Origin of the sequence: Flavobacterium aurantiibacter, assembly GCF_002251775.1 — a bacterium.
Taxonomy (GTDB): domain Bacteria; phylum Bacteroidota; class Bacteroidia; order Flavobacteriales; family Flavobacteriaceae; genus Flavobacterium; species Flavobacterium aurantiibacter.
This window is the reverse complement of sequence record NZ_NOXX01000099.1, coordinates 1-14,864: the sequence shown is the minus strand read 5'-3', so window position 1 is coordinate 14,864 and position 14,864 is coordinate 1. Positions and strand designations below refer to the sequence as shown.

Sequence of the window (14,864 nt, the reverse complement as noted above, 5' to 3'; positions counted from 1 at the left end):
TAAGCTGGAAATTAATTTAATACAATTTTTGTCGTGTACTTAGGAGAAGGAGAATCATTTGTAACAACTTTGATAGATTATTATGGCATTCCCGATAGATATAATTATCCAGGTTGGCAGGCTTCTAAACAAATTCCTGACAGGTGTGTAAGAATGGATTTCCTTGAACAAGAAATGTTGATGGATATTGAAACAAATCTCAGACAACGCTTTTTACCATATTACCAACTACACGAATTTGAGGGATTATTGTTTAATAACATAGCTTCTTTTGAGGCAACATTTGAACCAAGTGAATTTAAGGATAAACGAGAGTTGATTTCAATTTTAAACCAGTACCATAACCCTGAATTAATTAATGATAATCCAAATACAGCACCTTCTAAACGATTAGATAGGCTGATTGAGGGGTATAATAAAATTGTTTATGGCTCAATCCTCGCTGAAAACATTGGTATGCATAACCTAAGGCATAAATCACCTAGGTTTAATAATTGGATTCACAAATTAGAAAACATTTGAAATGGAATTAAAGAGTTATCAGCGAAAAGTAATTGATAATTTGGAAGAATACTTGAGTTATGTTCAAGAGCATAAAAGCTTAGAAAAAGCATTTAACCAATATTGGGAAGACAAAATTGGACCTTACAATCCATTGGATGGTACAGGGATGGAGTCCTACAAAAACAACATTCCAAATGCAGCCCACGTTTGCGTAAAAGTACCAACGGCAGGCGGTAAAACCTTTATTGCCGTTAATGCTTTGCATAGCATTTTTTCAGCTTACGATTCCGCAAAACCAAAGGCGGTTATTTGGTTAGTTCCTTGGAGTAATTTATTACAACAAACTGTCAATACCCTTTCCAATCCCGAACATCCATATCGCCAAAAACTCAATTCACTTTTTAACAACAGAGTTGAGATTTATCAAAAAGCAGATTTGTTACAAGGTTCAAACTTCAATCCAACGGTTGTAAAGGACCAGTTGAGCATTTTTGTAATGAGTTTTGCCAGTTTAAGAGCCAACAATAAAGAAGATAGAAAGGTGTTCCAGGAAAACGGTCAGTTAGAAGCATTTGTTTCGCAATATAAAAACAGCGAACATATTTTAAGTGGTGTGGACGATACAGCACTAATCAATGTTTTACGTTACCTCAATCCTGTTTTGGTAGTGGACGAAAGCCACAACGCAGAAAGCGATTTGAGTGTAGATATGCTCAAAAACTTAAATCCGTCATTTATTCTTGATTTAACAGCAACGCCAAAGGACAATAGCAATATAGTTAGTCTTGTTCCTGCCATAGAGTTAAAAAAGGAACATATGGTCAAGCTTCCTGTAATCGTGTACAACAACCACGACAAAACGGAAGTCATAAACAACGCTTTGCATTTGCAACGCAAATTGGAAAACCTTGCCAAAAAGCAAGAATCCGAAGGTGGTAGATACATTAGACCTATTGTTTTATTTCAAGCACAACCCAAAACCAATGACGATAATACCACATTTGAAAAACTCAAAGATCAATTGTTGGGATTAGGTATTCCCGAAAGTCATATAAAAATCAAAACTGCCAATTTTGATGAATTAAAAGGCATTGATCTAATGAGTAAGGAATCTGAAGTTCGTTACATCATTACCATCAACGCATTAAAAGAAGGTTGGGATTGTCCGTTTGCATACATTTTGGCATCATTAGCTGACAAATCAAGTTCAGTGGATGTAGAGCAAATTTTAGGTCGTGTATTACGTCAACCTTACGTTCACAGACACAAAGCATTTCAATTAAATCTTTCTTATGTTTTAACGGCTTCAGCAAAGTTCAATGAAACTTTGCAGAGTATCGTAAAAGGTTTACAAGAATCAGGTTTTAGCGAAAAAGATTATCGCAAAGTCGATAAAATGACGGAATAAGAAAAGAAAACTGTTTCGATAGACCCAGTTGAATCTTTCCTTTTCCCAGAGCAACAAATCGAGCAGACGGAAGAGATTATTGACAAGAACAGAGTTACGTTTAACCCAAATGTAGACGAAGAAGAAATGGAAACAATCTCAGTAATTACAGAAATTGATACCATTGCAGAAGAACAAAACCGACTATTAGAAGAGCAAATAAAAGAACAGGAAAAACAATCTGCTGACGAAAATATATTTAAAGAAATGGGTACAAAAGTAAAACGATATAAAGTCAAAGAATCAAACAAAGATTTTATTGACAAAATTGAGTTTCCGCAGTTCTTTATCAAGGTTACAGCAAGCGACATTTTCGGGACAGACGAAGAATTACTCAATAGAGAATCATTGCTCAAAGATTTCAAACTTTCAGACGAAGACATCAAAATAGAGTTTGACCAAATTTCGTCTAACTTATATAAAATTGACTTAGAAGAATCAAAAAAGGACGAATACCGCCCATCTTTTACCAAGATTGAGGATAATATTGTAAAAGACCCAATTGCAGAATACATCTTAGCTAAACCAAAAGACAACCAAATAAAAGACATTACGCATCAAATGATGCAGATTATTGGTAACATGTACCCAATTCCTGATCAAGAAATAAAGGTATATATTAGACGAATTTTGAACAATATGAATACCGAACAGCTTCATGATGTATTGACAAGAAAATGGAGTTATACAGACAAGCTAAAAAGTAAAATTCGTCAATTAGCTGACTCCTATGCAGAAGGGCGTTTTATGGATTTGTTGAAATCAAAAAAGATAAACACAAAAGTAAATTGGAAATTGGGCAATGAAATTGTGCCGGGAAATACCGGTTCTTCTATTGGAAATTCACTATATGAAAGAGAAGGTTCAATGAACGGCTTTGAAGAACGTGTTGCAATGGAGATTGGAACTTCTTCGAACGTTGCATTTTGGCATAGGAATTTAGAACGTGGAAAAGGTTTTTACATAAACGGATTTAAAGCCAACCATTACCCTGACTTTATTATGCATACAAAATCGGGTAAAACCATTCTAATAGAAACAAAAGGAGACCACTTAGACGGTTCAGACAGTGAAGCAAAATGCCGCCTTGGTAACGAATGGGAAAAACAAGCAGGCCAAGACTTTGCTTATTTTATGGTGTTTGACAAAAAAGAAATTAAAGGAGCATATACATTGGACAAAGCTAAGGAATTGATTAGTAAAATGTAGTTAAGTTCATCTGGAAACAAACTAAAAATGAAGTCAGTAGACAAAATACGTTTCCCCCGCTCCCCAAAGCATCCCAACTTTAAGCCTAAATCAAATTACTAACTTTCAACCGTAATTAAAGAAAACACGTAATAAAAAAGCTAAATCAATGCCCCGCCTGCAAGCGTGCGTCGTTTGGGTCGTGTTTGTGTTTGAAGAATAAGCCAAATAAAATAGCAATTACTAAGGCGTAAGCCGCAAACGAAAGCCAGATGTGGTGCCAATCGCGAACGCCGTTGGTTGTAAAAAAGGCGTCGATGAGTTTCCCGCTGATGAGTCCGCCGAAAAAAGCACCAAAGCCGTTACTCATCATCATAAACAAGCCTTGCGCCGACGAACGTATTTTAGAATCGGTTGTGGTTTCCACAAATAAAGATCCCGAAATATTAAAGAAGTCGAACGCCATACCGTACACGATACACGACAAGACAATCATCCACAATCCGTCGCCCGGATTGCCGTACGCAAACAAACCAAAACGCAGTACCCACGCCAACAACGAAATCATCATCACGCGCTTGATGCCGAAACGTTTCAAGAAAAACGGAATGGCCAAAATAAATAAGGTTTCGCTTACCTGTGAAATCGACATAATTAACGTCGATTTTTTCACGACCACGCTATCGGCATATTGCGGCATGTTTTTAAACTCGTCGAGGAAAACATCGCCGTACATATTAGTTAGTTGTAGTGCTGCGCCTAAAAACATCGAAAACAAGAAAAACAAAGCCATTTTATATTGCCCAAATAAGGCAAAGGCATTTAAACCTAATTTTTCGATTACGGAAGCGCGTTCCGAAATTTGTCGTTGAGGCGCGCAAGCCGGTAAACTAAAGCTGTACAATCCGAGAATGATTCCGGCAATTCCGGAAATGTAAAACATGTTTTCAGAAGCTTTATTTCCCGATAAGTTGGTTAACCACATGGCGGCAATAAAACCCACAGTTCCGAACACACGAATGGGCGGAAACACTTTTACGACATCGTAATTTGCTCCCTTTAAGATATGATACGCCACCGAATTAGATAATGAAATCGTAGGCATGTAGCAAAGCATGGCAGCAAAAACGATCCAGAAAAATTCGGTAGGATTTTGTGCCTGAGGCAAATACAACATAAAACCGGCACTCGCTAAATGCAACAAACCGTACAAGCGTTCGCCGTTTAGATACTTGTCGGCTATGATTCCTGTTAAGGCCGGCATAATAATCGATGCAATTCCTAAGGTAGAAAAAACGGCTCCAAACTGATCGCCACTCCATTGCTTGGTACCAAACCAATAATTTCCGATCGTGATTAACCACGCGCCCCAAACAAAAAATTGGAGAAAACTCATGCCGATAAGCTTCGATTTCAAATTCATGAAGTTCTGTTTTGTGTAAATGCAGCGTAAAGCTAACATTAATTTAGTATTCTCAAAATTTTAGTATCGACGATTGCAAATCCATCATCTTTTCTTGAAAACGATTGCCGCAGCCCGGATTGCAGCGAAAAACCCGCAAGACCGTATAGCCCGTTTTGCAGTGCACGGTGGCGACCGCAGGAAGCCAACTGCTGCACGTAGCAAAACGAGCTGTACGGACGCGGATTTGTAGCGAAAAGCCGGAAATGCTGCCCAAAAAAACAATCGAAAAGACATAAAAAAAGTCGCCTTTTTGGGGCGACTTTCCACGGTTGTTTGTGAATTTACTTTTTACTCCACTCGTTGATGCTGTCTTTGTTCATCTTCACGTAGTCGGCATTCTTTGCAGCTTCGGCAGCGGCTAACGAGATTTTAGCTGTTTCGATAGCGCCTTTTTTATCGCCTAACTTCGCTTGAATCAACGACTTCAAACGCGAATACCAGAATGGCTTTTCTGGGCTCAATTCCAAAGCTTTGTTCACGTACGTAAGCGCTTTGGTTAGATCGCCGTTCGACTGGTAGTAGTATTGTGCTGCACCGAAGAAATCGTTTGCTGTCGGGCCCGACAATACGCGCTCGATGTTAGCCATAGCTGTTTTTTGTGTCGGAACTTCGAATTTCACTGCTACCAAAGTTTTTTCCCAGCTCAACTCTAAATGCGCAAAATTGTTATCTAAGTTATTGATACTGATCGTAAAGCTCTCTACATTTCGGTTTAATTGCTCCGGTTTAGCGGTTGTGCGCAAGGCAACTTTTTCTTCGCTCCATACTTCTGGAGTTCCCCAATTGTCGGTATCGGTGTAGAAAACAATTTCCCAAGCATCGGCTTTTGGCGTAGCGAAAATCGCGTATTTTCCTTTTTTCAAGGTCTTGCCATCGATGGTTACATCTTCGCTAAAGCTAACCATTGAATTTTGGTTGGCACCAGTTCTCCAAAGCTTGCCAAAAGGAACAAGATCTCCAAAAATAGTTCTTCCTTTCGCACTCGGACGAGAGTATTCGATGTTTACTTCTGTTAAGCCAACTGTTTGTTGTACAGTAGCTTTCGGGCTAGCCGCAGGAGTTTTTAATTGCGCTTGCAGAAACGAAACAGTGGCAACTGCCAAGATTACTAGTATCTTTTTCATTAGTGTATGGATAAAGTTTTTCCAAAAGTACGAACCGTATTTGGGCTTAATCGTTAAGATTACCTTAAAAAACCGCATTCGTTTGTTTAATGTTTTTCGAAATCGGTTAAACAAAGTATATTTGGAAACATTTTTAAACTATGGCTTTACACATTAAAAGAGGTTCGTTGCTCCTACCACTTTCGGTAGATGAGGCTTGGGAATTTCTTTCAAATCCGAAAAATCTCAAGATTATTACACCAGAAGCAATGGATTTTTCGATCGTTAGCGGAGCCGACCGACCGATGTATCCCGGACAAATTATCGAATACGATGTGAGGCCGCTGCCGGGATTTAAAACCCGTTGGGTGAGCGAAATTACCCACGTTGTCGACAAAAAATACTTCGTTGACGTGCAGTTACAAGGTCCGTACTCATTTTGGCACCACAAACATTTTATCACTGAAATTCCGGGCGGCGTTTTGATGGAAGACATTATTCACTACCGTTTGCCTTTGGGCTTTCTCGGAGATCTCCTCCACCCTATTTTAGTGAAACCCAAACTAGACGAAATCTTTGCATACCGAACAAAAAAACTAACCGAATTATTTGGAACCTTAGACTAACAATCATGAAAAATATTTTAATTATTGGCGGAACCTCGGGTATAGGAAAAGCCTTGACTGAAAAATTAAGTGCTACACATAAACTTTATGTGACGTCGCGTAATCTATTGACTAGCAATAATCCAAGCGTAACGTATTTAAAATATGATGTTGCCAGCGGCGATTTCCCAGCGGCTGCACTTCCGGCACATTTAGACGGTGTGGTGTATTGTCCGGGCACGATAAACTTGCGTCCGTTTAAAGGCATAAAACCCGAAACGTTTGAACAAGACTTGCAAGTGAATTTCATTGGTTTGGTGAAAACCTTGCAACAGGTTTTACCGCTTTTACAAGCCGCTCCGAACGCTTCGGTGGTAGCTTTTAGCACGGTTGCCGTAAAAATGGGTATGCCTTTTCATACTTCGGTGGCGGGAGCAAAAGGTGCTATCGAAGGTTTTGCACGTGCCTTTGCGGCAGAATTTGCACCTAAAATCCGCATGAATGTGATTGCGCCTTCGTTAACCGATACGCCACTGGCAGATAAGTTTTTAAACAGCGATGTGAAGCGCGAGAAATCGGCCGAGCGTCATCCGCTAAAGAAAGTCGGTACACCTGAGGAAATCGCTTCGGCGGCAGCTTATTTGTTGTCTGAAGATTCCAGTTGGATTAGTGGTCAGATTTTCCATATTGATGGAGGAATGTCATCTTTATTAACTTCGGTATGATCGTATTTTGGTTTAGACGCGATTTGCGTTTGCACGACAACGCCGGCTTAGCTGCTGCATTAGCTTCCGGACAGCCTGTTTTACCGTTATTTATTTACGATACCGATATTTTGGATCATTTGCCGAAAGACGATCATCGTTTGGCATTTATTCATCAGCTTTTGGAACGAATACAATCGCAGTTGCAAAAGCACGGGAAATCGCTCGCTACTTTTCACGGAAAGCCGATCGATGTTTTTAAGAAATTACGCGAAACGCACGGTATCACAGCTATTTACACCAACCGCGACTACGAACCGACCGCGCGCGAACGAGATAAAGCCATTTATGAATGGGCTTGCACCGAAAAAATAGAGTACAAGAGTTTCAAAGATCAGGTGATTTTTGAACGTTCGGAAATTGTGAAAGACGACGGGAGTCCGTACGTGGTGTACACGCCCTATTCCAAACGTTGGTTGAGTGTTTTCGAAAACAAAACGCTAGAAACCTATCAAAGCGATCACACCTTTGAGCCGTATATTGTACACTCGTTCCCGTTTTTAGGTCTTGCCGACATTGGTTTTACCGAACCCACAATCAAAATTGAGGAACCGAATATAGCCGCATCATTAATTGACGCATACGGCGAGCAACGAAACTTTCCTGCCGTGAAAGCCACCTCGAAATTGAGTCCGCATTTGCGATTTGGTTCTGTTTCGATACGAGAATTGGTTCAGAAAGCCAATAAAAGTGCTGATAAAACCTTTTTGAAGGAACTGATTTGGCGCGAGTTTTTTATGATGATTTTGTATCATTATCCGCATACCGTTACCAAAAGCTTCAAGCCAGCCTACGATCGGATTGAATGGCGCAATAACGAAGCCGAATTTAAAGCGTGGTGCGAAGGAAAAACCGGATTTCCGATGGTCGATGCCGGCATGCGCGAACTGAATCGAACCGGCTGGATGCACAATCGGGTGCGTTTGGTTGTAGCGTCGTTCTTGTGCAAACACTTACTGATCGATTGGCGCTGGGGCGAAGCGTACTTTGCATTGAAACTCTCCGACTACGAACAATCGAGCAATGTGGGCAACTGGCAGTGGGCTGCGGGCAGCGGCGTTGATGCTGCGCCGTACTTCCGAATTTTCAATCCGGCGGAGCAAATCAAAAAGTTTGATCCGAAATTGGTGTATTGCAAACGAAATATCCCTGAATTGGAAACTTTGTACTATCCAAAACCAATCGTCGACCACAAAATTGCGCGCGATCGCTGCTTGCAAGTGTACAAAGCCGGATTAGAATCGTAAAGCACGGATTTTTTCCGCGTTAAGCTCCGAAAAATGATTAATCACCAAATCGGCAGTGTCGTAATTTTGGTTTAGGCTGTGCGGACTCTTATAACCCACGCAAAACACAGCTGCGGCATTTGCGGCTTTAATACCGTTTGTGCTGTCTTCGATGATAATGCACGACGATTTTGGTGCACCTGATTTCGCTACCGCATCCAAAAATATTGCGGGATGTGGTTTTGATTGTGGAAAATCTTCGCCACTAACAATATGAGAAAAGTACGGATGTAAGGCAAAGCGATCGAACACTCGTTTGATGGTTACTTTGGCAGAAGAAGACGCTAAAAGCAATTGAAAACCAGACGCATGCAACGATTTAATCAGGTCGAATGCACCTTCGATTAACTCCAAATCGGGTTTGGTATCGAAGGCGTCGTTGAACAAATCGCGTTTCCGATTCACTAATTCAGCGGGATCGTGCGGCAACTGAAAATGAGCTACAATTTTTTGGTAGGTATTTATGGTAGAATAGCCGGTGAATGTTCCGTACAATTCGTCGGGAACATCGATGTTTAGCTCTTTAAAATGCTGGTGATAGGCGTAGTAATGAATGGGTTCGGTATCTACAATAACGCCATCCATATCGAAAATTACGGTATTTATCATGCTGAGGTCTTTATCAAAACAATTCAACACTAAAAGGCAACAACGGGCATTTTAGCGACGCAAAGGAACGTATTAATACACGTAACTGGAAATAAATTTAGGTTAAGATTCAAGAGTTGTCACGCCTTTTTTTGTTTCGGAAAATTGTTGAAAAGGATAAAAAGTGCAGCGAATTACAACTTTTTTCGGTGGATTAAACCTTATGAACTAATTTCGGTCATATTCAAAACGGCAATTTGAAAGACGACGCGTTTATATGGGCACAACTATCCGATCCAGCTACGCAAGAACGGGCCTTTGCGTTATTGGTGAAAACCTACGGCAAACGCTTGTATGCGCACATTCGTGGAATTGTAATTAGTCACGACGATACAAACGACGTACTTCAGAATACCTTCATCAAAGTTTTTCGCCACATCGACTCGTTTAAAGGCGACAGCAAATTATACACTTGGTTGTATCGTATTGCTACGAACGAATCGCTCACCTTCTTAGAGCAAAAGTCACGAAAATCGGGCGTTTCTATTGAACAGCTTCAAGTATCGGAATTTGAAACGAGTGGCTTGGACAATGAAATGGACGGCGAGGCTATTGCAGCTACTTTACAAAAAGCGTTGTTGCAACTCCCAGCGAAACAGCAACTCGTTTTTAGAATGAAGTACTTTGATGAACTTACCTATGAAGAAATTGCCGAAATCACCGGAACTACGGTTGGTGCTTTAAAAGCCTCGTACCACCATGCCGTTCGAAAAATTGAAGATTTTATCCGAGCACTTTAAACCTTTTGGAAACTCAGACGTCAAACCTATATGAAAGATTTTAAACTAGATACACAGCCGAAGATCAAGCCTGCTTTTGAGGCGAGTGACACGTATCTCGACCAGCTGCAAAAGCAGGTAGTTTCTTCCATTCAACAAGAAAAAAACAAAAAAGCAGCATTCAGAATCAGCACGCGCGGAATCTGGAGGTATGCTGCAGCTGCTGTTGTGGTAATTGCCGCGAGCATTCCCATTGTAAATAATTCGTTGGTTACTACCGAGCCTACTTCTTCGGAAATCGAACACGAATTATTGCGCAATGTTGATTTTGGTAGCGTGGCTTTTGCTTTAGATAACGAACTTTCGCTCGTTACCACCGAAAGTGAATCTACAGATCCCGTTGAAAACGAACTCCTTGAAAATACTAATGTGGAATTCCTAATTACAGAACCATGAAAAAATTACTCCTCACACTACTCATTTGCGCAAGCTCGATTTCTTTTGCTCAAGAAGGTCGAGAAGGCGGACGGATAGACGCCATGCGAATTGCGTTCATCACCGAACGACTCGAACTTACGCCCGCTGAAGCCGAAAAATTCTGGCCGGTTTATAACGCGTACCGCAGTCGCGAGAAAGAAATCCGAAAGTCAAAATACATGACCGTTCGCGGGATTAACAATGCCAATTTAACTGAAAAAGAGGCGGCGACGGCTTTGGCTGAGATTGAAAAAGGTGAAACAGATTTGCATGAAAATCGGCGTGGTTTTATCTCTAAACTCAAGCAAATCATTCCTGCACTTAAAATTCTGAAATTGAAAAAGGCTGAAGACGATTTTAACAGACAGCTTTTAAAAAGATATCGAAATAATAAAGATTGATTGCTAAAAATAGGCACTCGTTTTCATAGCTTTGACGTCTAAAACGGGAGTGCCATTATGATCAATCCTTCGGCAAACGGTTGGATTAAACGATTTTTCACCGAACTCAATCTGAGCGTGAAACCTGCGCAAGATCGTGAGTTGTTTTACGACAGCTTGCGTAAAATGGGCATTGTTTACGGTCATGCCATTTCGCTTCCCGCAGAAGAAATTCAACTTGTAGCTAAAATCTCGCACGACGAACTTTCGAAAATCTGCCTACTCTACTCGCATTTTCAAGTGTACCGATTGTTAAAACTATCCGACGATACTACCGATTTCAGTACACAACTCACGGCTTTCTACAATCAGTTGTACGGAAATCGCTCTACAATTCTCAAAAAAGTACTGCCCGAATCGGATGTCTTCGAAGAATTGGAGGAAATTTTGGAAGAACGCATTCAAACCAATGAGAATATTTTTTCGCGGAACTTCTCGCACGTAATCACAAATGCACTGCTTTTTCAAGACGTTTTAGCATTCGGACAATTTATTCGCCGAAACGAAATTCCGGAAAATTACTTGCGAAAAGTTGAAGAAGTAGCCGTTCAAATAGTACTTCGTGCTTTACAAACGCGCTCTATTCCAACGCCGTACGACGAACTCATCATCAAAGTTTTTGAAAGTTCGGTTCGCTACGCCAAAATCAAAACCGACAATCGCGAATTACTCGAATCGTTGCCGCTTTCGTACTTCGACGCGCCGCTCGAAAAGTACTATCTGCTCGATTTGGCTGCATTAGCGCTATTTCATGAAGACGAAGCGCAGCCGATTGAAATTCAGTTTATGGAAGACTTAGCCGTTGATTTGGGATTTGAAAAATCGGTTGGTGTGCATTTTCTAAAATCAGCACACGCTTTTCTGAATACACACCGAGCTTCCATTCCCTACCTGAATTACAAAAATCCAGTCAAACATTTCTACGACCACGCCGCAACAAACGTATCACAGCTCATTGTTCGCAACAAAAGCCGACTCCAAAAAGAGCTTTCTAACAACAAAGATCTATTGAAATTACTGACAGATTCGACCGTTAGAAGTTTGGATGAAAAAGAAAAAAAGAAAGTAAAAAAACAGCTGTTGGAGATTTGTAAAACCATTCCTTCCTTAACCATTTTTTTACTTCCGGGCGGCAGTTTGCTATTGCCTTTGTTGGTGAAATTCATTCCGCAATTGCTGCCAAGTACGTTCAACGAAAACTTAGACTAGCTGCCTTGAGTTCGATAGAAAAATCTTTGTTAGATTGTTTGAAGTGACTTCTTTAACCTTCGCTTCGACGTAGTGTCTCAAGCAAACTCTCGCTATTAAAATCGCAACTGATAGACCAAATCGAGTTCTTTTTCAGAGCTGATGTTCACTTGTAAATCGGTTACAAATCCTGAGTTAAGTCCGTAAACCCAGCCGTGCAACGCTAAATCTTGTCCGTTTCGCCATGCCGTTTGTACGATGGAAGTCTTTGCCAAACCGTACACTTGCTCTTTAACGTTGATTTCCACGAACTTATTAAAACGATCTTCTTCCTGTACGATACTATCGAGATACGTGTGATGCAAGCGATAAACGTCTTTTATATGACGAATCCAGTTGTCGATTATTCCGATACTGCTGTTGCCCATTGCCGCTCGCACACCGCCACAACCGTAATGTCCGCAAACAATTACGTGTTTCACTTTAAGTACATTCACGGCATAATCTAAAACGCTGAGCATGTTTATATCGCTGTGAATAACCATATTGGCGATGTTTCTGTGCACAAAAACTTCACCGGGTTTTGCGCCGATAATTTCGTTTGCAGGTACGCGCGAATCCGAGCAACCAATCCATAGCAAAGGCGGTTGCTGTCCTTTAGCTAAATCTTCAAAAAAATGGGGATCTTTCTCTAAAGATTTCACTACCCATTCGCGATTATTATCTAGTATTTTCTTGTAAAAAGCATCCATCGGCTCGTTTTAAAAATTGTTATCGGTTATTTCTTTTACGACCGTTTGTCGCTTTGCTACGTCGTAATATTGTTCTATGCGCACTTGAGGTACCGTTTCGGGCGCGTTATCGAGTTTGTACTCTTCTTTAAAACCGCGCAGTTTCACACTTATATTTCGTTCTTTGGCTCTAACTTCGGTAAACTCCTTAATTAAATCCAAAATATCGTGTGCAATATAAACGGTTTGATGCGCGGTAATAAGCACTCGTGAATTTTCTGGAATCGCAGCTAAGGTATTTTTTATCGCTGTTTTATTTAAAAACGAGACTTCCTGAGCCAGACTAATGTGGGTTACCTCGCCGTCGGTGTACATTTCTCGCGTAACATCAAAGGCTTTACGAAGATTTCCCCACAAAACAAAAATGATACTCAAAATCAGTCCTAATGCAACACCAATGAGTAAATCGGTTAAGATTACGGCGAGAAACGTCAGCAAAAAGGGTAAAAACTGATACTTGCCCCGTTTCCAAAAGTGAATAAATACCGAGGGTTTCGCTAACTTGTAACCCACCATCAGCAAAATAGCGGCTAAGGTTGCAAGCGGAATCTTATTCAACAAACTAGGTATAAAAACAACAGCAACCAATAACAATAAACCGTGCACAATAGTCGATAATTTGGTTTGTGCTCCTGCTTCTTTATTGGCCGAAGTTCGCACTACCACCGATGTCATCGGAAGTCCGCCCAACATACTACTCAACATATTTCCAATACCTTGTGCTTTCAATTCGCGATTGGTATCGGTGTAGCGTTTGTGTACGTCCATTCGATCGGCTGCTTCAATACAAAGTAAGGTTTCAATCGAAGCAATCACGGCAATAGAAAGTGCACTTACCCAAACTTTTGAATTTTGAATTGCCGAAAAATCTGGCGTGGTAATCAAATCGGATAGTGAAGCCAGGTCTTTTGGAACTGGTAAAGCAACCAAATGCTGTTGCTGCAGTGCCCACGAATGCCCGTTTAGCAGCAATAAGCTATTGATTAACACACCTAAAAGTACTACGACCAAAGCGGCTGGTAGCAAGTTAATCTTTTTTAAAAATGGGCTGTAACTCCATGAAATTAGAACAACAAGCGAAACGGCGGCAATCAAAATAGCGCCGGGTTCCAAATGTTGAAAAACATCAAAAAATTCTGTGAATGAATTCCGACCGTCGGCTTGCACAAAAGCTTCATCGCCTTCGTAATCAGCATCGTATCCAAAAGCATGCGGTAACTGTTTGAGTATGATGATAATTCCAATACCTGCCAACATGCCTTCGATAACATTGTTTGGAAAATAATTCGAAATGGTGCCTGCCTTGATAAATCCGAGCGCCAATTGAAAAATCCCTGCAATAAATACAGCCAACAGGAAGGTTTCAAAACTCCCAAGATCGATAATTGCCTTAGCAACTATGGCGGTCAAACCGGCTGCTGGTCCCGAAACGCTTAAATGCAAATTCGATAAAAAACCAACAACCAAACCACCGATAACGCCAGAAATGATTCCCGATAGCGGCGATGCTCCCGACGCCAAAGCAATGCCCAGGCATAACGGCAAGGCTACCAAAAAAACTACGAGTCCGCTGGAAACGTCTGATTTAATGTGGGAAAATAGTCCGAAGGTTTGCGTTTTCAGCTGCTCTTGTACCATAAATTACAGCGATTCTTCCAACCAAGCTTTCATCATCCAAATCGTTTTTTCTTGTTCGGAAATAAAATCACTGATCATTGAGTTTGTACCTTCGTCGTTTATCTCGCCGGAAAGTTGCAACAGCGGACGCTCCAATTCAAGCAATCCTGCAAGAGAACTAACTATTAACTGAATCGCTTTCTCGTCTTCCGAAATCGCTTTTCCCACGGCTAACGCATTGTGCTTCAAATAATCTTCAAAGGTGTGTAGCGGTTGTCCGCCGATCGTTAAAATTCGTTCAGCGATCAAATCAATCTTGAGTTGAGCATCGTTATACAATTCCTCAAACTTCACATGTAAGTCGAAAAAGCGCTTTCCGCGAATGTTCCAGTGAATTCCGCGTAAATTCTGATAATACGTTTGGAAACTTGCCAATAAAACATTCAACTGCGCTATCTCTGCCTCGCATTGCTCGGTAGGCAGGCCTAAAAAATTCATCTTTTTCATAATTTCAGGATAATTTAATCAAAGATAACTTTTATAACGAAGTTTAAACATAAGGTAAAACTATACATTCACCCGTAGTGCATTATTAAACTAGATTAATTTTTAAGTTGTTAAT

16 protein-coding genes are annotated in these 14,864 nt (G+C 40.7%); 10 read left to right on the top strand and 6 right to left on the bottom strand.

Features of this window, described 5'->3' with window-relative positions; translation table 11 throughout:
• Positions 1-33: 33 nt before the first annotated feature.
• The 3 genes from CHX27_RS01525 (at position 34) to CHX27_RS15755 (ending at position 3,160) form a co-directional block, all read left to right on the top strand.
• Entirely contained in the window at positions 34-522 is a 489-nt protein-coding gene (locus CHX27_RS01525; RefSeq protein WP_165764415.1) for a DUF4276 family protein, read from the top strand.
• Between the two features lies 1 nt (position 523).
• Positions 524-1,912 carry a DEAD/DEAH box helicase gene (locus tag CHX27_RS15760; protein ID WP_243388935.1) on the top strand — a complete coding sequence of 463 codons (1,389 nt, stop codon included), beginning with the start codon at positions 524-526 and terminating at the stop codon, positions 1,910-1,912.
• 126 nt (positions 1,913-2,038) lie between these two features.
• Entirely contained in the window at positions 2,039-3,160 is a 1,122-nt protein-coding gene (locus CHX27_RS15755) for a hypothetical protein (protein WP_243388934.1), read from the top strand.
• 145 nt (positions 3,161-3,305) lie between these two features.
• Here CHX27_RS15755 and CHX27_RS01515 read toward each other — a convergent pair whose 3' ends face one another.
• Together CHX27_RS01515 and CHX27_RS01510 are read right to left on the bottom strand one after the other, a co-directional pair.
• Complete coding sequence (locus CHX27_RS01515; RefSeq protein WP_094485009.1) at positions 3,306-4,562, bottom strand: nucleoside permease; 1,257 nt, start codon at positions 4,560-4,562, stop codon at positions 3,306-3,308.
• 323 nt (positions 4,563-4,885) lie between these two features.
• Positions 4,886-5,728 (bottom strand): DUF2911 domain-containing protein, encoded by an 843-nt coding sequence (locus CHX27_RS01510; RefSeq protein ID WP_094485008.1) that lies wholly within the window; start codon positions 5,726-5,728, stop codon positions 4,886-4,888.
• A 140-nt stretch (positions 5,729-5,868) separates the two neighbouring features.
• Between CHX27_RS01510 and CHX27_RS01505 the strand changes: the two genes are divergently transcribed.
• Genes CHX27_RS01505 through CHX27_RS01495 form a run of 3 tightly spaced genes read left to right on the top strand, consistent with a single transcriptional unit; the run spans position 5,869 to position 8,323 of the window.
• Positions 5,869-6,333: an SRPBCC family protein gene (locus CHX27_RS01505; protein ID WP_094485005.1), complete on the top strand. Its 465-nt coding sequence runs from the start codon at positions 5,869-5,871 to the stop codon at positions 6,331-6,333.
• 2 nt (positions 6,334-6,335) lie between these two features.
• On the top strand, positions 6,336-7,037 hold the full coding sequence (locus CHX27_RS01500) for an SDR family NAD(P)-dependent oxidoreductase (protein ID WP_165764416.1): 702 nt from the start codon (positions 6,336-6,338) through the stop codon (positions 7,035-7,037).
• On the top strand, positions 7,034-8,323 hold the full coding sequence (locus tag CHX27_RS01495) for a cryptochrome/photolyase family protein (RefSeq protein WP_094485003.1): 1,290 nt from the start codon (positions 7,034-7,036) through the stop codon (positions 8,321-8,323). Before CHX27_RS01500 ends, CHX27_RS01495 begins: the two co-directional genes overlap by 4 nt.
• Here CHX27_RS01495 and CHX27_RS01490 read toward each other — a convergent pair.
• Positions 8,312-8,971, bottom strand: coding sequence for an HAD family hydrolase (locus tag CHX27_RS01490; protein WP_094485007.1), 660 nt, complete (start codon positions 8,969-8,971; stop codon positions 8,312-8,314). The genes CHX27_RS01495 and CHX27_RS01490 overlap by 12 nt on opposite strands.
• Before the next feature lie 236 nt (positions 8,972-9,207).
• Between CHX27_RS01490 and CHX27_RS01485 the strand changes: the two genes are divergently transcribed.
• Genes CHX27_RS01485 through CHX27_RS01470 form a run of 4 tightly spaced genes read left to right on the top strand, consistent with a single transcriptional unit; the run spans position 9,208 to position 11,855 of the window.
• The gene (locus tag CHX27_RS01485) at positions 9,208-9,750 is read left to right on the top strand and encodes an RNA polymerase sigma factor (protein WP_094485002.1); all 543 of its coding nucleotides are present in this window, start codon (positions 9,208-9,210) and stop codon (positions 9,748-9,750) included.
• A gap of 30 nt (positions 9,751-9,780) precedes the next feature.
• A complete protein-coding gene (locus CHX27_RS01480; protein WP_094485001.1) occupies positions 9,781-10,185 on the top strand; it encodes a hypothetical protein in 405 nt (134 codons plus the stop codon).
• Positions 10,182-10,607: a hypothetical protein gene (locus CHX27_RS01475; protein WP_094485000.1), complete on the top strand. Its 426-nt coding sequence runs from the start codon at positions 10,182-10,184 to the stop codon at positions 10,605-10,607. The genes CHX27_RS01480 and CHX27_RS01475 overlap by 4 nt, the downstream gene beginning before the upstream one ends.
• A 57-nt stretch (positions 10,608-10,664) precedes the next feature.
• On the top strand, positions 10,665-11,855 hold the full coding sequence (locus tag CHX27_RS01470; RefSeq protein ID WP_094484999.1) for an LETM1-related biofilm-associated protein: 1,191 nt from the start codon (positions 10,665-10,667) through the stop codon (positions 11,853-11,855).
• Between the two features lie 95 nt (positions 11,856-11,950).
• Here the strand turns inward: CHX27_RS01470 and can are convergent, their stop codons facing one another.
• From can to CHX27_RS01455, 3 genes are read right to left on the bottom strand one after another with little or no spacing between them, the layout of a single operon-like run.
• Positions 11,951-12,586: a carbonate dehydratase gene (gene can, locus CHX27_RS01465; RefSeq protein ID WP_094484998.1), complete on the bottom strand. Its 636-nt coding sequence runs from the start codon at positions 12,584-12,586 to the stop codon at positions 11,951-11,953.
• 9 nt (positions 12,587-12,595) lie between these two features.
• Positions 12,596-14,263: a SulP family inorganic anion transporter gene (locus tag CHX27_RS01460; RefSeq protein ID WP_094484997.1), complete on the bottom strand. Its 1,668-nt coding sequence runs from the start codon at positions 14,261-14,263 to the stop codon at positions 12,596-12,598.
• 3 nt (positions 14,264-14,266) lie between these two features.
• A complete protein-coding gene (locus tag CHX27_RS01455; RefSeq protein ID WP_094484996.1) occupies positions 14,267-14,749 on the bottom strand; it encodes a Dps family protein in 483 nt (160 codons plus the stop codon).
• Positions 14,750-14,864 lie beyond the last annotated feature (115 nt).